The sequence below is a fragment of the Methylobacterium sp. B4 genome (assembly GCF_003201865.1).
In the GTDB taxonomy this organism is placed as follows: Bacteria; Pseudomonadota; Alphaproteobacteria; order Rhizobiales; family Beijerinckiaceae; genus Methylobacterium.
Map to the genome: position 1 here is coordinate 68,144 of NZ_QJJJ01000011.1, position 26,641 is coordinate 94,784.

23 protein-coding genes and 1 pseudogene are annotated in these 26,641 nt (G+C 71.2%); 13 read left to right on the forward strand and 11 right to left on the reverse strand.

The features are described from left to right. Nucleotides 1-168: 168 nt before the first annotated feature. From fliF to BY998_RS14965, 5 genes are all read left to right on the forward strand, one after another. Complete coding sequence (gene fliF, locus BY998_RS14945) at nucleotides 169-1,791, forward strand: flagellar basal-body MS-ring/collar protein FliF (RefSeq protein ID WP_110352405.1); 1,623 nt, start codon at nucleotides 169-171, stop codon at nucleotides 1,789-1,791. A 41-nt stretch (nucleotides 1,792-1,832) separates the two neighbouring features. After that, the gene (gene fliG / locus BY998_RS14950; protein WP_110352406.1) at nucleotides 1,833-2,888 is read left to right on the forward strand and encodes a flagellar motor switch protein FliG; all 1,056 of its coding nucleotides are present in this window, start codon (nucleotides 1,833-1,835) and stop codon (nucleotides 2,886-2,888) included. Next, nucleotides 2,885-3,511: a flagellar assembly protein FliH gene (locus BY998_RS14955; protein ID WP_110352407.1), complete on the forward strand. Its 627-nt coding sequence runs from the start codon at nucleotides 2,885-2,887 to the stop codon at nucleotides 3,509-3,511. Before fliG ends, BY998_RS14955 begins: the two co-directional genes overlap by 4 nt. A 6-nt stretch (nucleotides 3,512-3,517) precedes the next feature. Then, nucleotides 3,518-3,865, forward strand: coding sequence for a flagellar motor switch protein FliN (gene fliN, locus BY998_RS14960; RefSeq protein WP_110352408.1), 348 nt, complete (start codon nucleotides 3,518-3,520; stop codon nucleotides 3,863-3,865). Nucleotides 3,866-4,046: 181 nt separating this feature from the next. After that, on the forward strand, nucleotides 4,047-5,420 hold the full coding sequence (locus BY998_RS14965) for a sigma-54 dependent transcriptional regulator (protein ID WP_110352409.1): 1,374 nt from the start codon (nucleotides 4,047-4,049) through the stop codon (nucleotides 5,418-5,420). 16 nt (nucleotides 5,421-5,436) lie between these two features. Here the strand turns inward: BY998_RS14965 and BY998_RS14970 are convergent, their stop codons facing one another. Further along, entirely contained in the window at nucleotides 5,437-5,727 is a 291-nt protein-coding gene (locus BY998_RS14970) for a hypothetical protein (protein WP_110352410.1), read from the reverse strand. A gap of 168 nt (nucleotides 5,728-5,895) precedes the next feature. Next, a complete protein-coding gene (locus tag BY998_RS14975) occupies nucleotides 5,896-7,242 on the reverse strand; it encodes a capsule biosynthesis protein (RefSeq protein WP_110352411.1) in 1,347 nt (448 codons plus the stop codon). A gap of 264 nt (nucleotides 7,243-7,506) precedes the next feature. On the opposite strand from BY998_RS14975, the gene BY998_RS14980 reads away from it, so the two are divergent. Both BY998_RS14980 and BY998_RS14985 read left to right on the forward strand, forming a co-directional pair. Then, nucleotides 7,507-7,884, forward strand: a complete 378-nt coding sequence (locus BY998_RS14980; RefSeq protein WP_110352412.1) for a (2Fe-2S) ferredoxin domain-containing protein — start codon at nucleotides 7,507-7,509, stop codon at nucleotides 7,882-7,884. Beyond that, nucleotides 7,877-9,019 (forward strand): lysylphosphatidylglycerol synthase domain-containing protein, encoded by a 1,143-nt coding sequence (locus BY998_RS14985; RefSeq protein ID WP_110352413.1) that lies wholly within the window; start codon nucleotides 7,877-7,879, stop codon nucleotides 9,017-9,019. Before BY998_RS14980 ends, BY998_RS14985 begins: the two co-directional genes overlap by 8 nt. A 66-nt stretch (nucleotides 9,020-9,085) precedes the next feature. Here the strand turns inward: BY998_RS14985 and BY998_RS14990 are convergent, their stop codons facing one another. From BY998_RS14990 to BY998_RS15005, 4 genes are all read right to left on the reverse strand, one after another. Next, on the reverse strand, nucleotides 9,086-9,637 hold the full coding sequence (locus BY998_RS14990; protein ID WP_110352414.1) for a biliverdin-producing heme oxygenase: 552 nt from the start codon (nucleotides 9,635-9,637) through the stop codon (nucleotides 9,086-9,088). Nucleotides 9,638-9,656: 19 nt separating this feature from the next. After that, complete coding sequence (locus BY998_RS14995) at nucleotides 9,657-12,281, reverse strand: histidine kinase dimerization/phosphoacceptor domain -containing protein (protein WP_110352415.1); 2,625 nt, start codon at nucleotides 12,279-12,281, stop codon at nucleotides 9,657-9,659. 214 nt (nucleotides 12,282-12,495) lie between these two features. Then, a complete protein-coding gene (locus tag BY998_RS15000) occupies nucleotides 12,496-13,866 on the reverse strand; it encodes a dihydrolipoyl dehydrogenase (protein ID WP_110352416.1) in 1,371 nt (456 codons plus the stop codon). Beyond that, nucleotides 13,866-14,672 (reverse strand): SDR family oxidoreductase, encoded by an 807-nt coding sequence (locus tag BY998_RS15005; protein ID WP_110352417.1) that lies wholly within the window; start codon nucleotides 14,670-14,672, stop codon nucleotides 13,866-13,868. The genes BY998_RS15000 and BY998_RS15005 overlap by 1 nt, the downstream gene beginning before the upstream one ends. Nucleotides 14,673-14,917: 245 nt before the next feature. Here BY998_RS15005 and BY998_RS15010 point away from each other — a divergent pair, with 245 nt between their 5' ends. Next, nucleotides 14,918-15,346, forward strand: a complete 429-nt coding sequence (locus BY998_RS15010) for a glyoxalase/bleomycin resistance/extradiol dioxygenase family protein (protein ID WP_110352418.1) — start codon at nucleotides 14,918-14,920, stop codon at nucleotides 15,344-15,346. A gap of 64 nt (nucleotides 15,347-15,410) precedes the next feature. Here BY998_RS15010 and argF read toward each other — a convergent pair whose 3' ends face one another. From argF to BY998_RS15030, 4 genes are all read right to left on the reverse strand, one after another. Beyond that, entirely contained in the window at nucleotides 15,411-16,361 is a 951-nt protein-coding gene (gene argF, locus BY998_RS15015; protein ID WP_110352419.1) for an ornithine carbamoyltransferase, read from the reverse strand. Between the two features lie 28 nt (nucleotides 16,362-16,389). Beyond that, complete coding sequence (locus tag BY998_RS15020; RefSeq protein ID WP_110352420.1) at nucleotides 16,390-17,580, reverse strand: aspartate aminotransferase family protein; 1,191 nt, start codon at nucleotides 17,578-17,580, stop codon at nucleotides 16,390-16,392. Nucleotides 17,581-17,780: 200 nt separating this feature from the next. Next, complete coding sequence (locus BY998_RS15025; protein ID WP_110352421.1) at nucleotides 17,781-18,692, reverse strand: AraC family transcriptional regulator; 912 nt, start codon at nucleotides 18,690-18,692, stop codon at nucleotides 17,781-17,783. A gap of 314 nt (nucleotides 18,693-19,006) precedes the next feature. Beyond that, nucleotides 19,007-19,225: a hypothetical protein gene (locus BY998_RS15030; protein WP_110352422.1), complete on the reverse strand. Its 219-nt coding sequence runs from the start codon at nucleotides 19,223-19,225 to the stop codon at nucleotides 19,007-19,009. A gap of 513 nt (nucleotides 19,226-19,738) precedes the next feature. Between BY998_RS15030 and BY998_RS15035 the strand changes: the two genes are divergently transcribed. From BY998_RS15035 to BY998_RS15050, 4 genes are all read left to right on the forward strand, one after another. After that, nucleotides 19,739-21,046, forward strand: coding sequence for an HlyD family efflux transporter periplasmic adaptor subunit (locus BY998_RS15035; RefSeq protein WP_110352423.1), 1,308 nt, complete (start codon nucleotides 19,739-19,741; stop codon nucleotides 21,044-21,046). Continuing rightward, nucleotides 21,043-23,205 (forward strand): peptidase domain-containing ABC transporter, encoded by a 2,163-nt coding sequence (locus BY998_RS15040; protein WP_110352424.1) that lies wholly within the window; start codon nucleotides 21,043-21,045, stop codon nucleotides 23,203-23,205. The genes BY998_RS15035 and BY998_RS15040 overlap by 4 nt, the downstream gene beginning before the upstream one ends. 85 nt (nucleotides 23,206-23,290) lie before the next feature. Further along, nucleotides 23,291-23,764, forward strand: a complete 474-nt coding sequence (locus tag BY998_RS15045; protein WP_110352425.1) for a RidA family protein — start codon at nucleotides 23,291-23,293, stop codon at nucleotides 23,762-23,764. Next, on the forward strand, nucleotides 23,761-24,519 hold the full coding sequence (locus BY998_RS15050) for a glycerophosphodiester phosphodiesterase family protein (RefSeq protein ID WP_110352426.1): 759 nt from the start codon (nucleotides 23,761-23,763) through the stop codon (nucleotides 24,517-24,519). Before BY998_RS15045 ends, BY998_RS15050 begins: the two co-directional genes overlap by 4 nt. Before the next feature lie 4 nt (nucleotides 24,520-24,523). Here BY998_RS15050 and BY998_RS15055 read toward each other — a convergent pair. Further along, a pseudogene (locus BY998_RS15055) lies at nucleotides 24,524-25,806 on the reverse strand (MFS transporter). A 110-nt stretch (nucleotides 25,807-25,916) separates the two neighbouring features. Here BY998_RS15055 and BY998_RS15060 point away from each other — a divergent pair. Continuing rightward, nucleotides 25,917-26,477, forward strand: coding sequence for a TetR family transcriptional regulator (locus BY998_RS15060; protein WP_110352427.1), 561 nt, complete (start codon nucleotides 25,917-25,919; stop codon nucleotides 26,475-26,477). The last annotated feature ends 164 nt before the right edge of the window (nucleotides 26,478-26,641 follow it).

The following is a 26,641-nucleotide window of genomic DNA, read 5'->3' on the forward strand; positions in this document are numbered from 1 at the left end:
CGGGGCGGCTCTCGTCGTTTCCGGCTCACCCTTTCGCGGGACGCGGGGCGGGCGTTCGTGAACGGGATCGGGCCGGCGTTAACGCCTCGCTAACCACGCACCGGGCAATTCTTGCCGGGCGGACCGCGATCCCTCGCGGCCGCACTCGCGTCGTGGGCGTGCTCGGCCGTGAAACCCATCCTGGAACTGGTGACGAAGCTCGGGCCCGCGCGCCTCGCCGCGATGGCGGCGGTGACGCTGACGCTCGTCGGCTTCTTCGCCTTCGTGATCCTGCGGGTCTCGCGCCCCGACATGGGAGTGCTGTTCTCCGACCTCTCGCTCCAGGATTCCTCCGCGGTGATCCGCGAACTGGACGCGCGCGGCATCGTCTACGAGACCAAGGGCGAGATGGGCCAGACCCTGCTCGCGCCCCGGTCCGACCTCGCCAAGCTGCGCATGGATCTGGCCGGCAAGGGCCTGCCGAGCCAGGGCGGCGTCGGCTACGAAATCTTCGACAAGGGCGACGCCTTCTCCTCCACGAGCTTCGTCCAGAACGTGAACCATCTGCGGGCGATGGAGGGCGAGCTCGCCCGCTCCATCCGCGCCATCGGCCGCGTCCAGGCCGCTCGCGTCCACCTCGTCATGCCCGAGCGCCGCCTGTTCGAGCGCGATCGCGAGGCGCCCTCGGCCGCCATCGTCGTCAAGCTCATGGGCGACCTCGATGCGAGTCAGGTACGGGCGATCCGGCATCTGGCGGCCTCCGCGGTCGAGGGCCTGAAGCCCGAGCGCGTCTCGATCGTCGACGAGCGCGGGCGGCTGCTCGCCGACGGCGCCCGCGGCGCGCAAGCCGACGGGGCGGGCGCCCTGGAGGAGAGGCAGGCCGGCATCGAGCGGCGCCTGCGCTCGCAGATCGAGGAGATCGTGGCCGGCATCGTCGGCCAGGGCCGGGCCCGGGTGCAGGTCGCCGCCGAACTCGACCTCAACCGGATCGAGAGCCGTTCGGAGAGCTTCGATCCCGAGAGCCGCGTGGCCCGCTCGACCCAGACCCGCACCGAGAATTTCCTCACCGGCGGCGCGGAGGGGCAGGTCAGCGTCGGCAACGAACTGCCCGGCGCAAATCAAAACCCGGCCCCGCCCGCGCAGAAGGATTCGACGCAGAAGAACGAGGAGACCACGAATTACGAGATCTCCCGCGTCACCAAGGTCGAGACCCTGGAGGGCGGGCGCCTTAAGCGCCTCTCGGTCGCGGTACTTGTGGACGGGGTCTACGCGCCCGGCGCAGACGGCAAGCCGGCCTACCAGCCGCGCTCGGATGCCGAGATTGCGCGCATCGCCGCCCTGGTGCGCACGGCGGTCGGCTACGACAAGGCCCGCGGCGATCAGGTCGAGGTGGTCAACCTGCGCTTCGCCGAGGCGCCGGCCGCCCCCGACTTCGTGGAGCCCGGCCTGGTCCAGTCGCTCCTGAGCCCGACCAAGGACGAGGTGATGCGGCTGGTGGAGCTCGCCGTGCTCAGCCTGCTCACCCTGATCGTGCTGATGGCGGTGGTGCGCCCTCTCCTGCGGCGCGTGCTGGAAGCCGAGACGCCGGTGGCTTCCCTCGCCGGCCCGGCCGGCGCGCTCGCTCTGGCCGGGGCCGGAGGTGAGATGCCGGCCGAGATGGCGATCCGCGACAACAGCACCAACCGCTTCCTCGAATCGGCCAAGCTGACCGGACAGATCCAGGCCGAGACGGTGGAGCGCGTGGTCGACATGGTGCGGGCGAGCCCGAACGAGACGGTCGAGGTCTTGCGCAACTGGATCCACGATTCCTGAGGGCTTGAGATGAGGCGGAATCGCGAGAAGGGAGTGGGTCGGTGGTCGCGGGCATAAACTTCAACGCTGCCATGGAGAGCGTGGACTCGTCGTCCGCCTTCGCCACGATGCCCGGTCCCCAGCGCGCCGCCGCCCTGCTGCTGCTGCTCGGCGAGGAGGAGGGGGCGCCGATCTGGCAGCGCCTCGACGAGGACGAGGTCAAGCTCGTCAGCCACGCGATGGTGCAGCTCGGCTCGCTCGAAGCCGGCACCGTCGAGCGGCTGATCGTCGATTTCGTATCGCGCCTCTCGTCGGGCGGGGGCATGACCTCGAACTTCGAGCGCACCGAGTCGCTCCTGCTTAAGATCTTTCCCCCCGAGCAGGTCTCCTCGATCATGGCGGAGATCAAGGGCGCGTCGGGCAAGCGCGTCTGGGCGAGCCTGACCCAGATCGATCCCGAGATCCTCGCGAACTTCCTGCGCAACGAGTACCCGCAGACCGTCGCGGTGGTGCTCTCGAAGGTACGGGCCGACTACGCCGCCAAGGTGCTCACGATCCTGCCGGAGGAGTTCGCCATCGACGTGCTCAACCGGATGCTGCGCATGGAGACGGTCCAGAAGGAGGCGCTGCGCCACATCGAGGAGACCCTGCGCACCGAGTTCGTCTCGACCATCGCCCAGACCACCCGGCGCGACGCGCACGAACTCATGGCCGAGGTCTTCAACGCCTTCGACCGGCAGACCGAGACCCGCTTCCTCGCGGCGATCGACCAGGCCAACCGCGGCTCGGCCAAGAAGATCCGCCAGCTCATGTTCACCTTCGAGGATCTGCTGAAGCTCGATCCGGGCTCGGTCCAGACCCTCATGCGCAAGGTCGACAACGACACCCTGTGCCGGGCGCTCAAGGGCGCGGACGAGCGGGTTCGGGCCTTCTTCATGGGCCAGATGTCGACCCGCGCGGCCAAGAACCTCACCGACGAGATGGGCTCGATGGGGCCGATCCGCCTCAAGGAGGTCGATGAGGCGCAGGCCAAGATGACGGAGCTCGCCAAGGACCTGGCCGAGAAGGGCGAGATCATGATCGCCAAGAACGGCGGCGAGGAGGAGTTGGTCTATTGAGTGCCCGCGGCTCCCGCCCCTTCCTGTTCGACACCGATTTCGGCCGTCCGCGCGGGCCCTCCCCCGCCGATGCGGAGGCCGCCGCGCGCACCGAGGCCGAGCGCGCCGCCCTTGAGGCGGCGGCCCATGCCCGGGGACTCCAGGCCGGCCGGGCGGAGGCGGCGGCCCAGGGGCAGGCCCGGCTCGCCGACGCCCTCACCCGGGTCGGCCTCGCCGCGGCCGCGCTCCTCAACCAGTCCGACGCCCGCGATGCGGAGCGCGAGGCGCAGGCCCTCGATTTCGCGGGAGCACTGGCGCAGCGGCTCGCGGGCGAGGCCCTCGCCGCCCGTCCCCTCGCCGGGGTGGAGGCGGCGGCCCGCGCGGCGCTGCGGCACCTTCGCGGCGTGCCCCACCTCGTCCTGCGGGTGAGCGAAACCATCGTCGACGAGGCCGAGACCCTGATGCGGCGCCTGTCCCGCGAGCACGGCTTCGAGGGCCGCCTCGTGGTGCTCGGCGAACCCGACATGGCGCCCGGCGACGCCCGCCTCGAATGGGCTGATGGCGGCGTCGTGCGCGAGCGCGCCCGCATCGCCGCCGCCGTCGAGGCCGCCCTTTCACCCTGTTCCGATCCCGCCGAGGCCTGAAGCCCGATGTCGAGCGACGATTTCAGCCTGCCCCAGCTCAGCGAGGGCGATCTCTCCTACGAGGAGGGCGGCCCGGCTTCCGTGCGCGACGCGCCGACGAGCCCCAAGAGCGCGGCGGACCTCGAACAGGTCTTCGACGTGCCCGTGGTCGTCTCGGCGGTACTGGGCTCCTCGCGCATGCCGATCGGCGACCTGCTGCGGCTCGGCCCCGGCGCCGTGCTCGAACTCGACCGCAAGGTCGGCGAGGCCATCGACATCTTCGTCAACAACCGCCTCGTCGCCCGCGGCGAGGTCGTGCTGGTCGAGGAGCGCCTCGGCGTCACCATGACCGAGATCATCAAGAACGACCACTGACCCTCTGTTGTGCCGATCCCGGCCTCCGGTCGGGATCGGCACGTCCGGCGGGCGGCCGCCGCCCCGCAATCGCGGGGGGGCGGCCGCCGCCCCGCAATCGCGGGGGCGGCCTGCGACGAGGCATCGCCGCAGGCCGGGGCGGGCCACCTGAAGCCGAAGAATTGTCGGAGAAACCTAAGCCATGCGGCTGCTCATCGTCGGACGGCTCTCGGGCGAACTCGTCACCGCCTCCAAGATCGCCATGAACCGGGGCGCCTCGGTCACCCATGCCGACGGGATCGATCAGGGTCTCGCGGCCCTGCGCGCCAAGGGCGGCGACCTCGTCATGGTCGATGTCGGCCTCGACATCGCGCGGATGGTACGGGCGCTGGCCGACGAGCGCATCCGCACGCCCGTGGTGGCCTGCGGCATCGCCTCGGACGCCCGCGCGGCGGTGGCGGCGATCCAGGCGGGCGCCAAGGAGTACATCCCCCTCCCCCCCGATCCCGAGCTGATCGCGGCGGTGCTGGAGGCGGTGGCCGCCGATGCCCGCAGCTTCGTCTGGCGCGACGCCTCCATGGAGCGCGTCGTCAAGCTCGCCGAGCAGGTCGCCCGCTCGGAGGCCTCGGTGCTCATCACCGGCGAGAGCGGCACCGGCAAGGAGGTGCTGGCCCGCCACGTCCACGCCAAGTCGAACCGGGGCGCCCGCCCCTTCGTCTCGGTCAATTGCGCGGCGATCCCCGAAGCGCTGCTCGAATCCGAGCTGTTCGGCCACGAGAAGGGCGCCTTCACCGGCGCGGTCGCCCGCCGCATCGGCCGGTTCGAGGAAGCCAACGGCGGCACGCTGCTCCTCGACGAAATCTCCGAGATGGACGTGCGACTGCAATCCAAGCTCCTGCGCGCACTTCAGGAGCGGGTGATCGACCGGGTCGGGGGTGCGGCGCCCGTCAAGGTCGATATCCGCGTGCTCGCCACCTCCAACCGCAACCTCGTCGAGGAGGTGAAGAAGGGCACATTCCGCGAGGACCTGTTCTACCGCCTGAACGTCGTGCATCTGCGCGTGCCGCCGCTGCGGGAGCGCCACGCCGACATCCTCGAACTCGCCGCCCACTTCGCCCGCAAATACGCCGAGCTGAACGGCGTGCCGGTGCGCCCCCTCGCCCGGGAGGCCCAGACCCTCGTCGCCCGCAATCCCTGGCCCGGCAACGTCCGCGAATTGGAGAACACGATCCACCGGGCGGTGTTGCTGGCGCAGGGGGCGGAGATCGGCCCTGAGGCGATCCTGAGCCCGGAGGGCGACGCCTTCACCGCGCCCGCCGCTGCCGCGGGTCCGGCCGAGCGGGCGGCGAGCGCGGCGGGAGCCGCCACCCGCGGCCTCGTCGGGCGGACCGTGGCGGATGTCGAGCGCGACCTGATCCTCGACACCCTCGACCACTGCCTCGGCAACCGCACCCACGCCGCGCGCATCCTCGGCATCTCGATCCGGACGCTGCGCAACAAGCTCAACGAGTATGTCGAGGCGGGCGTGAGCGTAGCCGAGCCCGGCGGCGTGCGGGCGGTGGCGGCCTACGGTTGAGGCCGCCCGAGGGGCCTCAACGCTTCTTGCTTTGAGTGAACTGCGCCTCGTATTCCGCGTTCTGCGCCATCCGCGCCTGCTCGATCTTGCGCAGGGTCAGGAAGCGGATGATGTCGAACTCGACGTCGCGGATCGTCTCCTCGATCAGGTGGCGCTGGAGCAGGATGCGCGGATCGTCCGGGGCGAGGTTCTCGCGGTCCTGGAGCCGCTGCACGGCCTGACGCACCACCGTGTAGACCTGTTCGCGCTCTTCCCGGCCCATCGACGGGGTGACGGCGCGGGCGATGAGGTCTGTGAAATCCGCCATGGAAGCCGAAGAGGAGGATTGGGAGGCGTCGTGCGGCCCCTTCCGTCCCTGGGAGGTTCGAGGCGGGAGCCGCGCGATCGTCTTAGAGCATCGGGGCCGCCCTGCGCGAGAGGGCACTCGCGGGACCCGAAAGTGTCCTCCGGGCCGTGCGGCCTCGGAAAGGCCGCCTCAGAGCCGGTTGTCGTTGACCGCCGCCGTGACCAGGGAGATCGAACTCCAGAGCACGGTGAAGCAGAACAGGGCCGCGAAGAGCGTGTAGAACGGCGCCGGGTAGAGCGAGTAGGTCGGGAGCAGCGGGGGCACGAAGGTCGCGAGGTAGATCTGCTGCTTGGCCGCCGCGACCCGGGCCCGGTCGAGGATCAACTGCATCGAGGCGTTGAGCTTCTCGGCGACCGTCTGCTCGACCATCAGGCTCTCGTATTCCAGCAGGGCCTGCGTGAGGTTGTGCTCGGAACTGGAGACGATGCCGTCGGTCGTGAGGCGGTTCTGCAGATCCTTGATCTGCCCGTCGAGGGCGCCGACGGTCGCCACCAGCACCTGGATGCCGCGGGTCTTCTCGTCGAGCTTGGAGTCGCGCAGCACGCGCAGGTCGTTCTCGGCCTTGATCTTGTCCTTGCGCAGCAGCTCGATCGTGGTCACGGCGGCCTCGGCCGACTTGACGGGGTCGATGATGCCCCAGCGGTTGCGGAACTCCTGCAGGGCCACCCGCGCCTGCTTGAGCCGCTCCTTCGTCTGCTCCACCTCCTTCATCGACTGGGCGATCATGTCGGCCTGGGCGCGCCGGGAGATGTCGTTGATCAGGGCCTCGGACCGGGCGATCACCTCCTTGGAGATCGCGATCGCATCCTCGGGCTCGAAGGCGCGCACGCTCAGGCGGATCACGCCGGAGATGGCGTCGATATGCGCATTCACGTGCCGGCCCCAGTAGCGCACCAGCTTCTCGACCGGCTGGCCATCCCTGTAGCGGGCCCAGAAGTCGATCCCGTCCTTCGAGAACATCTGCTCGACGCCGAGCTTGGCGTTGACGGCCTCCACCATCGGCCGGCTGCCGATGTAGTCGCGCAGGATGAAGCTGTCCTGGCTGTTGTGCTTCTGGATCAGGTCCGCGTAGAGGCCGAGCTCGGCGCTGGCCATCGGCTCGACGTTGCCGCGCACCGCGAACTGCGATTCGACCACGTATTGCGGGGTGGCGATGGCGAAGACGTAGAGCCCGATGACGGCCGTCGGCGCCAGCACGAACAGGCCGTAGCTGCGGAACAGGCGCTTGGCGAGGCCCTCCGGCGGGCGCGCCTCGCGGGACCGCAGGCCGGGCAGCCGGGTCCATTCGAGGCTGCGGCGCGCCCGCTCGAGCAGGGGACCGACCGGCAGGCCCCGACCCCGCCGCGGCGAAATCGGTTCGATCGTCTCGGCGTTGCGCCGCAGATCCGGCACGGAGCGCCGGGCGAGGTCCATGAGCGACTGCACGCTCGAACCCGTCCGGACTCGGGTCTCCTGCTTGACCTCGTCGGAATTCATCGAAAGGGAGCCCTCGCGGAACCGCCGCCGGGATCGCGCCCGCGCCCGGGTCCTGCCACCCGCACGAGGCGTGGGCAAGGCTCGTCGGCAGGGCGCCCAGGATGGCGCCCGGGGCGGCGTCCCGTCCGTCGCTCAGGTCACGTTCTTTTCGGCCCTTTTTAAGGCGCGGCGATCCGTCGGGATTGCGCCGCGGGCGCTGCTGCTGCGATACCGCCCCCGAGGCACATCAGACGGCTCGGACCAGGGAGCCGGGCGGGAGGCGTCGTGGGACGGCGGCAGGAACCGGGCGGGGCGGCCCGCACGGCCAAGGCGGGCTTCTCGGACGTGGTGCTGGTCTGCCGGAAATGCGCCAAGCGCCAGGAGGTCGACCGCAAGCGGCTCGGCCGGGCGCTCAAGCGCGCCTACCGGGAAACCGCCCGCGAGCGGGGCGCCGGCAAGGTGCGGGTCGTCGAGACGGGCTGTCTCGGCCCCTGCCCCAAGCGGATGCTGACGCTCGCCACCGCGCAGTCCCTGGCGCGCCGCCGCGTCCTCCTGATCGATCCCTCGCTCGACGCCCTCGGTCCCGAGGCGCTGGGCCTCGTTCCGGCGCAGCCCTCCCCGCTTCCCGTTCCGGCGGCGCCCGCGGGGGACGGCGATGTCTGAAGCGCCGGCCCGCCCCGCGAAGGATTCCGGGACGGCCGCCGGCGGCGGGCCGCGCCCGCGCCGGTTCCTGGGCAGGCTGCTGCGCCGGCTTCCGCTCGTCGGCACCCTGGCCGGCTTGGCGCTCGGCGTCTGGCTCGTGGCCACCAACGACCTCGGCGCGATCGGTGCGGCCTTCGGGCGGATCGGCCTGGCGGGGCTCGCCGCCATCGTTCTGGTGCGGGCCGTCATCGTGCTGCTCTGCGGCCTCGCCTGGGCGCGGATCCTGTCCGGTATCCCGCCCTCGGGCCGTGCGGGCGGCGCGGCGCAGCCTCCGGTCGAGACCGGCGCCTTCGTGATCCTGCGCTTCGTGCGCGAGGGCGTGAACGTGCTGCTGCCCGTCGCCTCGGTGGGCGGCGAGGTGGTGGGTGGGCGCCTGCTGACCTTCTGGGGCGTGGCGGGCAGTCTCGCCGCGGCCTCGCTGCTCGCCGACATGCTGATCCAGGTCGCCACGCAGGTGGCCTTCACCCTCCTCGGGACCGGGCTGCTCTGGCGCCTGCCGGGCGAGGCCGCCGCCTCCCTCGCGCGCTGGACGACGCAGGCCGCCGCGGTGGCGGTGGCGGTGGTGGCGGCCTTCTTCGCGCTCCAGACCCTCGGGCCCGCCCGCGCCCTGGAACGGCGCCTGACCGGCTTCGGCCGCCGGGTCCTGCGGATGGCGGCGCCGGATGCGGCGGGGACGGCGCCGCCGTCCGAGCCCGGCCTCACCGTGCAGGACGCCCTCGACGCCGTCTGGGCCCGGGGGCGGCGCGGGCGCATCGCCCAGTCGCTGGTCCTGCACTTCGCGGCCTGGGGACTCGGGGCGGCGGAGATCTGGATCGCGCTGGCCTGCATCGGGGTCGAGGTCAGCCTGACCGAGGTGCTCGTGCTCGAATCCCTCTCCCAGGCAATCAAGTCGGCGGCCTTTCCCGTGCCGAGCGGACTCGGCGTGCAGGAAGGCAGCTTCGTGGTGGTGGGCGCCCTGTTCGGGCTCGATGCCGGCACCGCCATCGCCCTGTCGCTCGCCAAGCGCGTGCCCGACGTGGTGCTCGGCCTACCCTCGCTGGTGGTCTGGCAGACCCTCGAGGCGCGGCGCACGCAGGTGCTGGCTCCGCCGGGATAGCGCATCGTCCCGAAAGCCGGTCGCCGGCTTTCCGAAGAGTTCGATGCGGAAACGAAAGCCGGGAGTTCAGCCCTCGCCCGAAACGAGCCAGCGCCGCATCGCCTCGAAGGTGGCGATGCCCGCCGTGAAAGCCGATGCGGCCTGCGCTTCCGGCAGGCCGTCCAGGCGCTCGCGGAAGGCCCGCCAGAGCGGACCGGCCGCACGACCTCGGCCGCTGTAATAGGCCAGCGGCACGCCCTCCCCGTGGAGGCGGGCGACGTGGCGGCCGATCACGGTACCGCCGAGGGTCGAACCCTCCAGCACGTAGAGCGCGCCCAGCGCGCCGCCGGCCCCGTCCAGGCGCGGCGGCGCGGGCGATGAGGCGGGCGCCGCCGCCGAGAGGCCCGCGAGATCCGCGTCGAGGAAGGCGAGGCGGCGGCGGGGATCGAAGAAGGCCGCATCTGCCAACGCCGCGCCGATGGCCGGCTCGTAGACGGCGTGGAAGCCATGCAGGCGCGCGAGCAGGTCGCGGTAGCCGGACAGCGTCGCCACCCGCGCCTCCCAGTCGAGGTCGCGCTCCAGCGCGGCATGCGCCTCGGCGGTGGCGTGCCGCAGGCGGGCGTGTAGGCTGTCGCTCACAATCGGCTCGGCAGGGATGTCAGGCGTGGACGGTGAAGCAGGCGCCGTCGGCGTTCTCGACGTCGATGCGGGCACCGATCTGATCGAGCATGGCGCGGATCAGCTTCATGCCGAGGCCGGTGCCCTGCGCCCGCGCATTCTCCCAGCCCGCCGGCATGCCCACCCCGTCGTCGCAGATCTTGAGGCGCACGGCGCCCTCCCCGCCCGCCACGGTGACGCTGACCCGCGCCCCCTTCTCGGGGCGGCCGGCATATTTGAAGGCGTTGGTGACGAGTTCGGTGGTGATGAGCGAGAGCGCCACCGCGTGCCGGTAGGGCACCATCAGGCCGGGCTCGGCGGTCATCTCGACGCGGTGCTCGTCGCCCGCCATCCCGGCGAGGTCGCTGCACAGGGTCTGGATGGTCTGGCCGAGATCGACCTGTTCCAGGCTCTCGCCCTGGTAGAGGCTGTCATGCACCCTCGCCACGCTCATCACCCGCGCCGAGGTCTCGGAGAAGGCCTGGCGGGCGGCGGGGTCGGCGATCTGGCGGCGCTGCATGTGCAGGAAGGCCGTCACGATCTGCAGCGAGTTCTTCACCCGGTGGTCGATCTCGCGGGTGAGCAGGTCCTTCTGCTCCAGCAGGCGCTCCTTGTCGGCGAGCAGGCCCGTCAGCTCGTCGATCTTGCGGCGCTGGCGCAGCACCACGCCCTCGACCGCGTCGGCGAGCTGCGCGGCCAGCGCGACCTTCCAGGCGGCCCAGGGGGTGGAATGGCCGCGACGCTCCTCGACCCAGCGCTCGAAGGAGCGCCGCGGCAGCACCGCGACCGGCCCGCTGCCGGGCAGCACGGGCTTCCTCGGGTCGCCGCCCCAGGTGACGGTGCTGGGCACCTCCGGCTTGAACCACAGCAGGAGGTGCTGGCGCGAGGCGCCGACGAAGGCCGCGAGCAGGCCGCTGGCGATCTCGGTGTAGTCGGCGGCCGGCGCGTGGTGCAGGACCAGTGTGTCGGTGACGAACGTGGTCTCGCCGGGGGGGAGGCTCTCCCGCAGCCAGTCGGCGAGCGCCCGCACCGCCGGTTCCGCCGGGGTGGCGCCGACGAGGCAGACGGCCTCGTCCGAGACGATGCCGGCGCCCGTCGCCTCGAACAGGTCGAGCAGGGTTGGATCGCCTTGGGTCAGCGAGACCACGAAATCGTCCGAGCGGGTCAGCCCGCGCACCAGCCGGCCCTGCATGTCGAGGTGGCGCTGCCGCTCGCTCCAGAGTGCCTTGCCCTCGATCTCCTGCACGCGCATGGCGAAGGCGTCGGTGAGCACGGTGGCCGCGGCGCGGGTCTCCGGGGCCACGTAGTGCGGCCGGCGGTGATGGCCGATCATCAGCCCCCAGAGCCGGTTCTCCACCATGATCGAGATCGACATCGAGCCGTCGACGCCGAGGTTGCGCTGATATTCGAGGTGGATCGGCGAGAGGGTGCGGTGCTGCGCGAAGGTGAGGTCGATCGGCGCGTTGCCCGCCGCCCGGTCGGCCATCAGCGGCACCGGCACGCAGTCCCGGTCGATCACGAAGCGGCTCTTGGCCTTGGTGTAGAGGGCGCGCGCCTGGGCCGGGATGTCGGAGGCGGGGAAGCGCAGGCCGATCAGGGGACGTTGCCAATCCGGCACCATGTCCTCGGCGATGGCCTCGCCGTTCCAGTCGGCGTCGAAGCGGTAGACCAGCACCGATTCGAAACCGGTCATGGCGCGGATCTCGAGGGCGGCGATCTGCGCGGCCTCATCGAGGGTTTCGGCGGCGCGCAGCCGCACCATGGCGATCTCCGCCTCCAGCGGGCTCGCCGTGAGGAAGTCCTCCGGCCGCTCCGGCGCCAGTTCCAGCTCGACGATGACGCGCCCCAGATGGACATGCGCCACGAGGTGGAAGCGTTCCTCGCGCGGGGGCAGGGTCAGCGAGCGGCGCAGGACCCGCCCGTCGGTCAGGGTGTGGGCGGCCATGCCGTTGCGGATCGCCGAGACGATCTCCGCCGGCAGCACCGTCTCCAGGCTGAGGCCGTTCGGGGGGAAAAGCGCGGGCGCGAGCACGTCGGCGGCGTTGGCGCTGAAGGCCACGATCTCCAGGCTCGCCGCGTCGGCGGCGAGCATCACCGCGTTCGGCTGGATCGAGCCGGGGATGTGGATCGGCTCCCGCTCGCACAGACTCGGATCGACCGGCTCGGCCCGGCTGCGCTGGGCGATCGCGGCGAGCACGGCCTCGCGGGAAGGGCCGGCGGCGATCTGCTCCATGGGGCTGATGGTCAGCCAGATCCGCCCGTCCGAGCCGGCCTTCAGGCCGATGCGCGCCCTCAGGGGAGCCGGAATGCGGCCGAACACGAATTCGAAGGACTGGTCGCCCCGGCCCCGGCGCACGCCCGCGAGGAAACGCCCGTAGAAGCCGGGCACGTGGGCGCTCGGCACCAGCTCACGGAAGAAGCTGCGGCCGAGCATCGCCTCGCGGGACATCCCGCACAGGGTCTCCGCTGCCTGGTTGCAGGCGAGCACGATCCCAGCGGAATCGAGCGCCAGGACGCCCGCCTCCAGCTCGTCTCGCTGCTTGGGGGTGAGGCTCTCGACATCGACCCGGGACTCGACCGGGCCGTCGTGAGGCCCTTCGGCGTGCATCTGCGACGGATCGACCATTGTGACTGTCGATATGCCTGCCGCGGGCCGGTTGCGCAATGCCGCGCGGGGTCGCCAAGCCCGATGCAAACTGCGGCGCATCGGCGCCAAGTATCTGTCGGATCCCGACTTTGTCTAAAACGATACAATGGCCGCGACACGGCGCAGCGCTCTCCCGGACCGTCCCCGGTCGAGCGGCATCGACGCCTGTTCGGAGCAGGCGCGGAACCGGGTCTCAGCGCAGCTGGTCCGCGAGATCGGAGAGCGCCGTGTCGAGCCCTTCTTCCAGGGTAGGATGGTAGAAGGGACGCTCGCGCAGGCGCCGCACGTCCAGCCCGTCCTGCACCGCGTGGGCGAGGATGTGGCCGAGATGCTCCGCCCCGGGACCGATCAGCTCGGCGGCGGCGAGGCGCCCGCCGGGCTCGGCATAGAGCCGGAGGCCGCCCTGCGCCTCGTCCATGACCTGCGCCCGGCCCTGGTCGCAGAAATCGGCGCGGCCGACGAGACGGTCTGCGCCTTCGTCGAAGCCGCCGCCGATCACGGCGATCTGCGGTTCGCTGAACACCATGGCGAGCGCCACCCAGCGCTCGGGCCGCTCGGCGCCCTCCCCGGCCGCGATCCGCGCGGCGTTGCGTCCGGCGATGCGGCCCTGGCGGCTCGCCTCGTGCAGCACCGGGCGGTCCGCGTTGGCGTCCCCGGCGATCAGGATGGCGGAGCCCTCGCAGAGCAGCGAGCGGGGATCGTGGGCCGGGCTGCCCCGCTCGTCGAGGCGGGCGCCGGTCAGCTCGAGGCCGATCCCCCGCACGTTCGGCGGGCGACCCGCGGCGGCCAGCACCCGCTCGACGCGGGTCTCGCCCCCGTCCCAGCCCAGGCGCGCACCGTCGCCATCCACCCTGCCCCGCTCCACTTTCGCGCCGAGATGCAGGGCGAAGGCCTGCGAGAAGATCTCCCGCGCCGCCGCCTTGAGGTCCGGATCGCTCAGGCCGCCGAGGCTGTCGCCGGGATCGAAGACCTGCGTCTCGACGCCGAGCCGGGCCATGGCCTGCGCGAGTTCGAGCCCGACCGGGCCGGCGCCGAGCACGGCGAGCGAGGCGGGCAGGTCCTCCATGTCGAACACGGTGTCGGTGGTCAGCAGACGGTGCCCGAGATCCTGCAGCGGATCGGGCACGCTCGGGCTGGAGCCTGTCGCCAGCACGGCAGCCTTGAAGCGCAGGCGGGTGTGGTCGTCGATCCGCAGCCGGTCCGGGCCCTCGAACACGGCCCGCCCCGACAGGCGGGTCTCTGCCGGCAGCCGGTCGAGCCCCTCGAACACGGAGGCGACGAAGCGGTCGCGCCAGTGCCGCATCCGGGCGAGCACGGCGGGGCCGTCCACGGCGACCTCGCCGACGCGAATGCCGAGGCGGTGCGCCTCGCGTGCGCCGTGGGCGGCGTTCGCGGCGGTGATCAGCAGCTTGGAGGGCATGCAGCCCACCCGCGCGCAGGTGGTGCCGCCGGGACCCTGCTCGATCAGGATCGACTTCACCCCCGCGTCGAGGGCGGCCCGGTGGGCGGCGATGCCGGCGGTGCCGGCCCCGATCACCGCGACGTCGCAGGTGAGTTCGCGCATCAGGACGCCATGGTCAGGACGGCGCCGCCGTCGACGCGCAGGTTCTCGCCGGTGATGTAGCTCGCCTGCTCGGAGCACAGGAAGGCCACCGCCGCGGCGACCTCCTCGGGCCGGCCCCGGCGCTTGGAGACGATGCCGGGACGCTTCTCCGTGAGGAAGCTCTCGACCGCCTCGTCGAAGGAGACGCCGAGTTCCCCGGCGCGCTTCTCCATCATCGCGTCGGTCATCGGCGTGGCGACGAAGGCCGGCGCCACGGAATTCACCAGCACGCCGTCCGGCCCGTAGGCCTTGGAGAGACCCTTGGTCAGGTTCATCAGGCCCGCCTTGGCGGCGCAGTACGGCAGTTCCTCGACATAGGGCTGGACCGCGTCCTCGGAGGTGAAGAACACGATCCGCCCCCAACCCGCTTCGCGCATCCCCGGGATGAAGGCGCGCGCGACCCGCACCGCCGACATCAGGTCGGCCTGGATCGTTTCCATCCAGCCCGCGTCGTCGATCTCTAGGAAGTCGCCCGTGGCGCCGGTGATGCCCGCGCCGTTGATGAGGATGGTGGGCTTGGTCTCGAAGGCGGTGTCCGCGAATTCGCGCAGCTTGCGCGCGCCCGCATCGTCGGACAAGTCGGCTTGGCACGCCTTGACCGGTCCCAGCGCCGACAGGCGCTCGGCCGCCTCCTGCAATTCCCGCTCCTTCAGGTCGGAGAGGACGATCTTCACGCCCTCGCGCAGAAGGTATTCCGCGCTGACGTAGCCCATGCCGGAATCGCCGCCCGTGATCACCGCGACGCGGCCGCTGATGCCGAGATCCATGTAACGACCCTTCCTGTGAACGGCGTCCGGTTCGCGCGCTCGAAGGCCGGCGCTGGGAACGTTTGTTAGAGCCGCGGGCCAACGGGAGGCGTGCCGGATCGTTCCAGCCGGGCCGTGGGCTGCGGCGATCCGACCGGTGGGCGGGCCGGATGGAATCGCAGCGCCGAACGTGGCGAAAATGCTTGGCGCCGTCCGCGGTGAGCGGCACCTTCCGTGCGAGACGAATCGCCCGGAGATCCTTGGCGATGAGCGAGACCGAGACGGCCCAGCCAGGCCCGGCCGTGTCCCCGCGGGGCGGCGTGGTCGCCTATCTCTCGCTCGACGGCGCCCTGCGGGCGGCCGCCTTCTACGAGAAGGCCTTCGGCGCCGAGATCCTGGCCTCCGTCCCGCCGGACGAGCAGGGCCGGACCATGCACGTGCATGTGTGCGTGAACGGCACCTCGGTGATGCTCTCCGACGCCTTCCCCGAATATGGTCACCCGCTCCAGGCGCCGCAGGCCTTCAGTCTGCTCCTGCCGGTCGAGGACATCGCGGCGTGGTGGGAGCGGGCTGTGGCGGCGGGCGCCGAGGTAGTGATGCCCTATCAGCAAATGTTCTGGGGCGACCTCTATGGGCAGCTGCGCGACCCGTTCGGCGTGATCTGGGCGATGAACCAGGCCAAGCCGACGGCCTGAGTCCGGGCGGCCGCCCTCTCCCGTCATCGCTTCGGCTTCGTCTCGCGACGACGGGCGAGGTTCTTCAGGCGGCCTCGCCCAGACACCACGCGAGAATGCCCTTCTGCGCGTGCAGACGGTTCTCGGCCTCGTCGAACACGACCGATTGCGGGCCGTCGATGACCTCGGCCGTGACCTCCTCGCCGCGATGCGCGGGCAGGCAGTGCATGAAGATCGCGTCCTTGGCCGCGGCCTTCATCAGCGCCGCGTCCACGCGGTAGGGTGAGAGCAGGTTGTGGCGGAAGTGCTCGTCGTCGTCACCCATGGAGACCCAGCAATCGGTCACCACCGCGTCCGCCCCCTCGACCGCCGCGTAGGCGTCGGTGGTGGCGTTGACGCGGGCGCCCTCGCGCTCGGCCCAGGCGATGAGGGCCGGCGGCATTGCCAGCTCGTTCGGGGCGGCGACGTTGAGGGTGAAGTCGAAGCGGGCCGCGGCGTGGATCCAGCTCGCCAGCACGTTGTTGGCGTCACCCGACCACGCCACCGTGCGGCCCTTGATCGGCCCGCGATGCTCCTCGAAGGTCATGACGTCGGCCATGATCTGGCACGGATGCGAGACCTTGGTCAGCGCGTTGATGACCGGCACCTCGGCATGCTCGGCCAGCTCCACCATCAGCGTGTGGTCCAGTGTGCGGATCACGATCGCGTCGACGAAGCGCGAGAGCACGCGTGCGGTGTCGGCCACCGTCTCGCCGCGGCCGAGCTGCATCTCCTTGCCGGTCAGCATCAGGGTGTCGCCGCCGAGTTCGCGCATGGCCACGTCGAAGGAGACGCGGGTGCGGGTCGAGGGCCGGTCGAACACCATCGCCAGCATCTTGCCGGTGAGCGGTCGCTCCGCGGCGGGCTGGCCCTTGACCCGCGCGCGCTTCATCGCCGCGGAGGCGTCGAGGACGCCGCGCAGGGTCTCGGCCGAGAAATCTTTCAGGTCGAGGAAGTGGCGGACATGCGGGCCGCTGCCGTTCAGGGTGGTGGTCATCTCGATATCTTCGCTCACGGCACCGCCCTCAGGCGGCCCCGCGCATCTGCGCCTCCAGATCGGTCGCCGCGGCCTCGAGCCGGGTCACGGCCTCGTCCACCTCCGTCTCGCCGACGATCAGCGGCGGCAGGAGGCGGACCACGTTGTCGCCCGCCGGGATCACCAAGAGGTGCCGCGCGCGCGCGGCCGCCGTGAACTCGGTGTTCGGCAGGTTGAGCTTCAAGCCCCGCATCAGTCCCTGCCCCCGCAACTCGGAGAAGACGTGCGGGTGCCGGTCGATCAGGCCTGCGAGCTTCTGCGTCAGCAGCAGGCCCATGCGCTCGACATGCGCCAGGAAGCCCGGGGCCAGTACCACGTCGAGCACGGCGTTGCCGACCGCCATGGCGAGCGGGTTGCCGCCGAAGGTGGTGCCGTGGGTGCCGGCCGTCATGCCGCGGGCGGCCTCGGCCGTGGCGAGGCAGACGCCGAGCGGGAAGCCGCCGCCGATGCCCTTGGCCGCGCTCATGATGTCCGGCGTCACGCCCGACCATTCGTGGGCGAAGAACTTGCCGGTCCGTCCGACGCCGGTCTGAACCTCGTCCATGATGAGGAGCAGACCGTGCTCGTCGCACAGGTCGCGCAGACGCCGCAGCATCGCGCTCGCGATCACCCGCAGGCCGCCCTCGCCCTGGATCGGCTCGATCATCAGGGCGGCGGTTTCCGGTCCGATCGCGGCCTCGAGCGCCGCGAAATCGCCGACGGGCACCTGATCGAAGCCCTCGACCTTCGGGCCGAAGCCCTCGATGTACTTCTGCTGGCCGCCGGCCGCGATGGTCGCGAGCGTGCGGCCGTGGAAGGCGCCCTCGAAGGTGATGATGCGGTAGCGCTCCGGGTGGCCGCCGGCCGCGTGGTACTTGCGCGCCATCTTGATGGCGGCCTCGTTGGCCTCGGCGCCGGAATTGGCGAAGAAGGCCACATCCGCGAAGGTCGCGTCCACGAGCCGCCGCCCCAGCCGCTCCCCTTCCGGGATCTGGAACAGGTTCGAGGTGTGCCAGAGCTTTTGCGCCTGCGCGGTCAGGGCCTCGACCAAGTGCGGATGCGCGTGGCCGAGCGCGTTGACGGCGATGCCGGCGCCGAAATCGAGGTAGCGGGTGCCGTCCTCGGCGACCAGCCACGCGCCCTCGCCTCGCTCGAAGGCGATCGGGGCGCGGGCATAGGTCGGCAGCAGGGCGGAGGTCACGCGGGTCCGTCTCCTCGGGCACGATCCAGGGGGCAGTATCGCCAAAAGAAAGTGCCGCCTCGGGGGACGGGCGGCACGGGCGCGATTACTAAGAAACGAGGCGCTTCTGTCAATCTCGGCACGGTGCCGAGGCGGCGCATCGCGCCCCAATCGACCCGATTCGTCCCGCCGCGGTGCCGTCCGGCACCCGCCTTTCGCGATCAGACCCGCTGCAGCCGCGTCGATCCCGTCGGCGAGCGGCCGACCATCTTTCGGAAGGTCCGCCCCATGCGCCGCGCGTCCGGGAAGCCGGCGCGCACCGCCGCCTCGCTGAGCGAGACGGTACCGGAACGGATCAGCGACTGGGCCAGGGTCACGCGCTCGCGCAGCACGTATTGATAGGGCGTCACCCCGAAGGAGCCCTTGAAGGCGCGCACGAAGTAGCTCTCGCTGAGCCCGGCGGCCTCGGCCATCTCCCGCAGCGACAGCGGCGTGCCGAGCCGTGCGGCGACGAGGTCGCGCACCTGCCGGGCCTGCCGGGGACTGAGCGCCGCGCTCTTGCGCGGTGCGGGCTCCGACAGGGCACCGGAGGCGCGCAGCACCGCCAGCGCCACGCTGTCGACCAGCAGCGCGTCCGCGGCGCTGTCGTGGCCGCCCGCCTCCTGGCCCAGGGCGGCCAGCAGGTGGAACACGGTCATCCGCTCGGCGAGATCGCAGGTGACCGAATCGATCCGGGTCTGCGAGAGCGGCGCCTGCGTCATCCGCTCGACCGCCGCCGGCATGAAGGCGAGGTAGCGCCCTCGGCAGGCTCCGCTCCAGCAGGTGGTGCCGGTATAGCCGGGGCCGCGCAGCACGAACGCCTCGCCCGCCCGCTCGCCGGACCGCTCATCCGTCGCACTGCCGCTGAAGCTGAGGCGGGTGCGCTTGCCGCCGCGCAAGGTTCCTCGCAAGGTTCCCTGCCACGTTCCGACGAGGAGGCCGTCGACGCGGTGCGTGCTGCAGCCCTCCGACTCGTAGGCGAAGTCGAGAAAGGCGATGCCGTCGAGGCCGCTCGCGGGGATCTGGCCGAAGATCTGGTCGGGCGGGGCGCTGAGGTCGCCCTGCACGGATGCGTTGACGAACGGAACGCTCATCGGCCGCTTCGTTCTCCCGGGTTTTTGCCGCGCTTCGGGCGGGCGACGTCTTCTTCTTTCCATCCCCGTGGGGACGGCGGGCGGAGCTTGCGCCCCGACGCGGATGAACGGCCCGCCTCAGAAGGCCGTTCCAAGGCAGCCCGTTCCAAGGCCGCCGGTTGCAAGCCTGTCCGTTCAGAGGCCGCCCGCGTCTTGAGCGCGGCGGCCAGGTGCCAACGCAAGGGTCCCGCGGAAGCGGCGGGGTCGACCGCTTCCGCAGGACGGCCCGGCCGGCTCCAGGCCGGCCGGGCCAGGAAATCCGCTGATTTGCCGCGTTACTTGCCGAGCACGCCGCCCAGCAGGCCGCCGACGGCGCCGAGCACGCTGTCGAGCGTGCCGCCCACGAGACCGCCCACCTGATCGACCGTGCCGGAGACGGCGCCCAGCTCGCTGCTCAGGTCCAGTTCGAGACCGAGGCCGAGAGACAACCCGCCGCCGACCTGATCCAGCTCCGCCGCGTTGAGCTCGCGCACGGTGTCGATGTTCTGCTGCATGGTTTTCTCCTTAGTCCGAGCGATACTGGAAGAACGTTCTGTATTTCTGTCTTCCTATGGAATAAGAGCCGCGGCGATGCGCTGCTCTGTTGGATAAGGTACGGATATTATCTCGGCAGGCAACCCGGGCCGCGATATACGCTTCGCACGACCCGAGACGGAAACCGATGGATGGACATATCTTGCTCTCCCCAATCACGACCGATGGTGGCATCCGCGCCGCCGAGCCGGAACCGAACCGCTTCCGTCCACGGTCCCTGCGTCTTTTCGCGTGGCTCGGGAGCCAGAGCCAAGCCGGCGCGGCCTCGGTCCGGAATGGTCGGGGCCGGTTGCATCGAACCGGGGGGCAAAAATTGACGCAGGTCGGCGCGACGGAGCCTGCCGACGAGACGGCCGAGCTAAAAAACTGATTCCGTTGCGGATTATGACGCTGCTGCGTCAGAACAACGCAGGTGGGCAGGTCGCCGCAGCCCGAACCGCGCTGCCCATCGCAGCATCCGAGGAGGCTTTTCCGTGAACGCCCCCCTGTTCCGTCGCGAGGTCGCCGAGGCCCGCAAGAGCGCGTGGCTCGGCGAGGCCCAGGTGGTGCAGCCCCTGCCGATCCGCGTGGTGGGCGGGCTCTGCCTCACCTTCGTAGCCCTGGTCGGCCTCTACGCTTGGCTCGGCAGCTACACGCGCCGCATCCATGCCGAGGGCCTGCTCGCGCCCGATATCGGCCTGATCACCGTGGCGAGCCCGCTGGCCGGCCGGGTCAGCGCCTCGGGCGTCCGGGAGGGCGAGCGGGTCGAGCGCGGCCAGCTCCTGTTCACGATCGACCTCGATGCGGTCTCGGCGAGCGGCCCGACGCAGGAGCGGGTGATCGCCCAGCTCGGCCGCCAGCGCGAGAGCGTGGAGCGCCAGCGCGCCGCCCGTGCGGCTATGGCCAGGGCCGAGAAGGAGGGCCTGCGCGAGCAGGTCGCCAACCTGGAGGCGCAGCGCGCCAAGATCGAGGAGCAGCTCGCGCTTCAGGAAAAGCTCGTGCCCCCGCTCAAGGCCCGGGCCGACGAACTCGCCGACCTCGTGACCCGGGGCTTTGCCCGAGCGGCGGATTTCCAGAGCCAGAACTACCTCTACCTCCAGGCGACCTCGCAGCTCGCGCAGTTCCGCCAGGGCGGGTTGCAGGTCGAGGGCAAGCTCGGCGATCTGCGGGCCAAGCTCGCCACCTTCGACGAGACCCTGGCCCGCGATCTGGCCGAACTCGACCGCACCGCCGCGCAGCTCGAACAGCAGCGGGCCGAGAGCGAGGCGCGCCGTGCCATCGAGGTGCGCGCCCCGGAACGCGGCATCCTCACCTCGATCCGTGCCCAGGCCGGGCAGACCGTGGCGGCGGGCGCCAGCCTTCTCACCCTGTTGCCGAGCGAGGGCCGGCTCCAGGCCAACCTCTTCGTCGATTCCTCCGCGATCGGCTTCATCGAGCCGGGGGCGACCGTGATGCTGCGCTACGCCGCCTTCCCCTTCCAGCGCTTCGGCCTGCACGGCGGCCGCGTCGCGGAGGTGACCCGCGCGCCCTTGGAGAACGAAGGCGGCGGCCAGCCCGAGGCGGCCCGGAATGCCGCCAAGAATGCGGGGAACGGGGGCGTCTACCGCATCATCGTGCGGCCGGACGCGGACAGCGTGACGGCCTACGGCGAGCAGCGGCGGCTGGAGGCCGGAATGCGGGTCGAGGCCGACATCGCCCTGGAGAAGCGCCCGCTCTACCGCTGGCTCCTCGACCCCCTCTACCACGTCAAGCGCAGCGTCGATCTCGTCACGGACGGGGGCGGCCCGGAGGTGTCCCGATGAGCCTGCTGTCGGATCTGCAATTCGGGTTCCGGCGCCGCCTGCCCGTCCTGCTCCAGGCGGAGGCCGCGGAATGCGGCATCGCCTGCCTAGCCATGGTGCTCGGCTATCACGGCCGCCACGTCGATCTCGGTGGGATGCGCGCGCGCCACGCCCTCTCGCTCAAGGGTATGACGCTGCGAAGCCTCATGGACCTGTCGGGGAGCATGGGCCTCACCACCCGGGCCCTGCGGATCGAGATGGCCGATCTCGGCCGCCTGCGCCTGCCCTGCATCCTGCACTGGGGCCTCAACCACTTCGTGGTGCTGGCCGCCGTGCGCCGCCGGGAGATCGTGATCCACGATCCCGCTCGCGGACGGCGGAGTTTGAGTCTCGCCGAGGCCTCGCGCGAATTCACCGGGGTGGCGCTGGAGGTGGCGCCCAACCAGAGCTTCGTCCGGGAGAAGGCGGAGAAGGGCCTCGCCCTGTCCGACCTGTTCCGGGGCATGGCCGGCATCCGCTCGGCCATGGCGCAGATCCTGATGCTGTCGCTCGGCATCGAACTCATCGCCATCCTGATGCCGATCGCCTCGCAGATCGTCATCGACGAGGTGATCGTGAACGGCGACCTCGACCTGTTGCTGGTCGTCGCGCTCGGGCTCGCCCTCCTGCTCGTGCTGCAACTGGGGCTCGGCATCGCCCGCACCTGGGCGATCATGCTCACGGGCACGAAGCTGAACTATCAATGGTCGGGCTCGCTGTTCGACCATCTCTCCCGGCTGCCGCTCGACTATTTCCAGAAGCGGCATGTCGGCGACGTGATCTCCCGCTTCGGCACGCTGTCCACGATCCAGAAGGGCATCACCACCGATCTCGTCCAGGCCCTGCTCGACGGGCTGATGTCGGTCGGCATGCTGATCATGCTGTTCCTCTACGGCGGCTGGCTGGCGCTGGTGGCGCTCGCGGCCACCGCGCTCAACGCCGGCCTACGGATCATCGCCTACAAGGCCTACCGGGAGGGCACCGAGGAGGCGATCGTCGCGGAGGCGCGCCAGCAGAGCCACTTCATCGAGACCGTGCGCGGCATGGCGAGCGTCAAGCTCCTGAACCTGCGCGAGCGCCGCCGCGGCACCTGGATGAACCAGTTCGTCCAGGCGCTGAACGCGCGCCTGCGGCTGCAGCGGCTCGACCTCGTGTTCGGGCGCGGCAACGAGTTCCTGTTCGGGGCCGACCGGCTGATCCTGCTTGTGGTGGGCGCGCGGGCCGTGATCGACCAGTCGATGACGCTCGGCATGCTGGTGGCCTTCCTGGCCTATCGCGACCAGTTCTCGACCCGCATCGGCAACCTGATCCAGTCGGGCTTCCAGCTCAGGATGCTCAACGTGCAGACCGACCGCCTCTCGGACATCGTCATGACCGAGCCCGAGGAGGCCGCCGCCTCCCCCGCCGGGGCGACGCCGGTCGCGGCGCCCGCCCTTCTTCCCGCAGGGGAGCGTCTGCCGGCGCGCGCGGCGGGCCTGCGCGCGGTCGGCCTGTCCCTGCGCTACGGCGACGATGAGCCCTGGGTGTTCCGCAACCTCGGCCTGGAGGTGGCGCCGGGCGCGAGCCTCGCCCTCACCGGGCCGTCGGGCTGCGGCAAGAGCTCCGTCATGAAGATCCTGATGGGTCTGCTGCCGGCCACCGAGGGCGCGGTGCTGGTCGACGGACGCGACATCCGCGCCGGGGGGCTCGCCGCCTACCGGGCCCGCATCGCCGGGGTGATTCAGGACGACGGCCTCTTCGCCGGCTCGATCGCCGAGAACATCGCCTGCTTCGACGAGCGGCCCGATCCCGGCTGGATCCGCGAATGCGCGGGGCGCGCGGCGATCCTCGACGACATCGCCCGCACGCCGATGGGCTTCGAGACGCTGGTGGGCGACATGGGCTCGACCCTCTCGGGTGGCCAGCGCCAGCGGGTGATCCTCGCCCGCGCCCTCTACCGGCGCCCGGAGATCCTCTTTCTGGACGAGGCCACGAGTGCGCTGGACGAGCCGACCGAGGTGGTGATCGCCGCCGCGCTCCGCGACCTGAAGATGACCCGGGTCATCGTCGCCCACCGGCCCGCAACGGTCGCCCATGCCGATCTGCGCTACGATTTCTCCGAGGCGAGGGCGGCGGCGCAACTGAAGGAGATCGTCGGCTGAACGCCGGCGCCGGTCCCTCCCCTTGCGAGTCGCCCCGCCCCCGTGCTCAGACCCCCGCAGCGAACAGGCTTGGGGAGATCAGGCGATGAACACGGTCAAGGAACGTCTGGAGGCGCTCGGGCTGAAGCTGCCGAAGGCGGCGGCCCCGGTGGCGAACTACGTGCCCTACGTCCGCACCGGCAACCTCGTCGTCATCTCCGGCCAGATCTGCTTCGGCCCGGACGGCACGCTCGATCCCGCTCACAAGGGCAAGCTCGGCGCCGAGGTCTCGCCCGAGCAGGGCGTGGCGGCGGCCCGGCTCTGCGCGCTCAACGTGCTGGCGCAGGTCCAGGCGGCGGTGGGCGACCTCGACCACGGCGTGGTGCAATGCGTGCGGCTCGGCGGCTTCATCAACGCCGTGCCGAGCTTCGCCGGCCTGGCGCCCATCATGAACGGCGCCTCCGACCTGATGGTCGAGGTGCTGGGCAACCGCGGCCGGCACGCCCGCTCGACCGTCGGCGTCGCCGAACTGCCCCTCGACGCGGCGGTCGAGGTCGAAGCGATGTTCGAGGTCGCGTGAGCGCGCCCCCTCGGGCGCCGGACTGGCTCACCGCCCGTCCGATCGCCCATCGCGGCCTGCACCACCGCGCCGCCGGCATCCCCGAGAACACGCTGGCGGCGGCCGAAGCTGCGGTGGCGGGCGGCTACGCCATCGAGTGCGACGTGCAGCTCAGCGCCGACGGCGAGGCGATGGTGTTCCACGACGAGGCGCTCGGGCGCCTCACCGGGGAGACCGACCCGGTCGAGGCCCGCACGGCCGCCGAACTCGGCCGGCTCACGATCGCCGAGACGGGGGAGCGCATCCCGACGCTGCCGGACTTCCTGGCACGGATCGCCGGCCGCGTGCCGGTGATCGTCGAGATCAAGTCGCGCTTCGACGGCGACCGGCGTCTCACCCGCCGCACCGCCGAGATCGTCGCGGGGCTCGACGCGCCGGTCGCGCTGAAATCCTTCGATCCGGGCATCGTCGCGACCCTGGCCGAGATCACACCCGACCTGCCCCGCGGCATCGTCGCCGAAGCGAGCCAGGACGACCCGCACTACGCCCGGCTCGCGCCGTCTCTGCGAGCCGAATTGTCGGGCCTGCTCCATCTCCACGTGAGCCGGCCGCACTTCCTATCCTGGCGCGTGGGCGACCTGCCGGGGCCGGTGCCCTATCTCTGCCGCCGGCTCGGAAACATGCCGGTGATGACCTGGACCGTGCGCACCGAGGCGCAGCGGGCCCTGGCCCGCGAGCACGCGGACCAGATGGTGTTCGAGGGCTTCCGGCCCTGAGGCCTCACGCGGTGGCCGCCGCGGCGACGACGGGGCGGCGGTCGCGGATCAGCATCAGCGCCGCCGAGGCGAACAGGCACAGCGCCCCGGCCGCGAAGAAGGCGGGCAGGTAGGTCTCGTAGACGGTCCGGCTGAAGCCCGCGCCGTAGGCGGCGGTGGCCGCGCCGAGCTGGTGGCCGGCGAAGATCCAGCCGAAGACGAGGTTGGCGCGCTCCCCGAAGCGGTCGGCGGTGAGCTTCACCGTCGGCGGCACCGTCGCGACCCAGTCGAGCCCGTAGAACACGGCGAAGAGGGAGAGGCCGTAGAAGCTGAAATCGGAGAAGGGCAGGTAGAGGAGCGAGAGGCCGCGCAGTCCGTAATACCAGAACAGCAGCCAGCGGCAGTCGTAGCGGTCCGAGAGCCAGCCCGAGCCGATGGTGCCGGCCAGATCGAACAGCCCGATGACGGCGAGCAGGCCCGCCGCCGTGACCGTGCCGATCCCGTAGTCGCCGCACAGCGACACGAAATGCGTCTGAACGAGCCCGTTGGTGCTGGCGCCGCAGACAAAGAACGTCCCGAACAGAACCCAGAAGGTCACCGAGCCCGAGGCGTCCCGCAGCGCGACCAGGGGCGAGGTGAGCATGGCGGCAAAGCTCTGCGGCGGCGGAGGCGGCGCGTCGCCGGTCGCGCCGTAGGGGCGCAGGCCGAGATCCGAGGGCCGGTCCCGCATCAGGACCAGCACGGTGACCGTCGCGACCAGGAGCATGGCGAGGATCAGGGAGAGCGCCGCGCGCCAGCCGTGGCGCTCGGTCAGCGAGGCGAGCAGCGGAAGGAAGACGAGCTGGCCCGTGGCCGTGCTGGCCGAGAGCAGGCCGAGCACGAGGCCGCGCCGGGCCACGAACCAGCGGGTCGCACCGTCGCCCCGAGCACCATCGCCGTCAGCCCCGTGCCGACGCCGACGACGAGCCCCCAGAACAGCAGCAGATGCCAGACCCGGCTCATGGCGAAGGAGCCTGCGATCCCGAGCGCGATCAGCACCAGCGCGACGCTGGCGACCCGCCGCACGCCGAAGCGGTTCATGAACGCCGCCGCGAAGGGCCCGAGCAGGCCGAAGAGCACGAGGCGGACGGCCAGAGCCGACGAGATCTCCGCGTTCGACCAGCCGAACTCCCGCTCGAAGGGTGCGATCAGCACCCCGGGTGCGCCGACGGCGCCAGCGGTCACCAGCATGGTCAGGAAGGTCACCGCCGCGACGACCCAGCCGTAATACACGCCACTCTGCGCGGGCGCCTTCGGGATGGTGCTCATGCTGAAGGCTCCCCTGGAGCGACCGAGGCGGCCGGCGCCCTTGAATAGCGGTCGATCGACCTCTAAGATGGTTTTAGCGGTCTATCAACCTCTATTTTTGGACAAGCGTCATGGGGCGATCGAGCCGGGCTCAGGCCGACGAGAACCGCGCCCGCATCGTGCAGGTCGCGAGCGACCTGTTCCGTGCGCGGGGCGTCGAGGCGGTCGGTATCGCCGATGTGATGAAGGCCGCCGGGCTGACTCAGGGCGGGTTCTACCGGCATTTTCCGAGCAAGGATGCGCTGGCCGCGGAGGCCTGCGCCCTCGCCTTCGCGAACGCGGTCGACAGCTGGCGGAGCGTGGCGCGTGAGGCGGCACGGGAAGGCCGGAGCGCCGCGGCCGCGATCGCCGAGCACTATGCTGCCGTCCGGCCCCCGAACCGGACCTGCCCGATGATCGCCTTTGCGCCCGACGCCGCGCGCCGGAACTCCGGCGATCCCGTGCAGCGCAGTTTTCGCGAGGGCGTCCGCACGCTGTTCGAGACCTTCGCCGAAGGCGCGGAGGGTGACGGCACGGCCGAAGCGGAGGCGCGCCTGCAGAGCCTCTTTGCCGCCATGGTGGGCTCGACCTTGCTGGCCCGCGCGACCCAGCGGCCGGCCTGGGCGGAGCATGACGCAGCCCGGACGGCGTAGCGCCCGAGCTTGCCTCGCGGGCGGGCAGAGTGCCTAAGCGCGTTGCAATTCCGGCCCGATTCCGTCAATCTGTATTTTGTATACCAGAGCCTCGGGCCGCCGGGCGGAGCCTCCACTCAGGGGAGCGTGCGCCGTCGGGAGCGGCTCGATCGAGCGAAGGACAG

What these genes read in the sequence shown, in the direction of transcription:
- BY998_RS15060 (WP_110352427.1), top strand. Translation starts at nt 25,917, where the DNA reads ATGGGGCGATCGAGCCGGGCTCAGGCCGACGAGAACCGCGCCCGCATC.
- BY998_RS14995 (WP_110352415.1), bottom strand. Translation starts at nt 12,281, where the DNA reads ATGGTCGATCCGTCGCAGATGCACGCCGAAGGGCCTCACGACGGCCCG.
- BY998_RS14970 (WP_110352410.1), bottom strand. Translation starts at nt 5,727, where the DNA reads ATGGCGGATTTCACAGACCTCATCGCCCGCGCCGTCACCCCGTCGATG.
- BY998_RS14985 (WP_110352413.1), top strand. Translation starts at nt 7,877, where the DNA reads ATGTCTGAAGCGCCGGCCCGCCCCGCGAAGGATTCCGGGACGGCCGCC.
- BY998_RS15040 (WP_110352424.1), top strand. Translation starts at nt 21,043, where the DNA reads ATGAGCCTGCTGTCGGATCTGCAATTCGGGTTCCGGCGCCGCCTGCCC.
- BY998_RS15025 (WP_110352421.1), bottom strand. Translation starts at nt 18,692, where the DNA reads ATGAGCGTTCCGTTCGTCAACGCATCCGTGCAGGGCGACCTCAGCGCC.
- BY998_RS14975 (WP_110352411.1), bottom strand. Translation starts at nt 7,242, where the DNA reads ATGAATTCCGACGAGGTCAAGCAGGAGACCCGAGTCCGGACGGGTTCG.
- fliN (WP_110352408.1), top strand. Translation starts at nt 3,518, where the DNA reads ATGTCGAGCGACGATTTCAGCCTGCCCCAGCTCAGCGAGGGCGATCTC.
- BY998_RS14965 (WP_110352409.1), top strand. Translation starts at nt 4,047, where the DNA reads ATGCGGCTGCTCATCGTCGGACGGCTCTCGGGCGAACTCGTCACCGCC.
- BY998_RS15045 (WP_110352425.1), top strand. Translation starts at nt 23,291, where the DNA reads ATGAACACGGTCAAGGAACGTCTGGAGGCGCTCGGGCTGAAGCTGCCG.
- argF (WP_110352419.1), bottom strand. Translation starts at nt 16,361, where the DNA reads ATGACCACCACCCTGAACGGCAGCGGCCCGCATGTCCGCCACTTCCTC.
- BY998_RS15005 (WP_110352417.1), bottom strand. Translation starts at nt 14,672, where the DNA reads ATGGATCTCGGCATCAGCGGCCGCGTCGCGGTGATCACGGGCGGCGAT.
- BY998_RS15030 (WP_110352422.1), bottom strand. Translation starts at nt 19,225, where the DNA reads ATGCAGCAGAACATCGACACCGTGCGCGAGCTCAACGCGGCGGAGCTG.
- BY998_RS15000 (WP_110352416.1), bottom strand. Translation starts at nt 13,866, where the DNA reads ATGCGCGAACTCACCTGCGACGTCGCGGTGATCGGGGCCGGCACCGCC.
- BY998_RS15010 (WP_110352418.1), top strand. Translation starts at nt 14,918, where the DNA reads ATGAGCGAGACCGAGACGGCCCAGCCAGGCCCGGCCGTGTCCCCGCGG.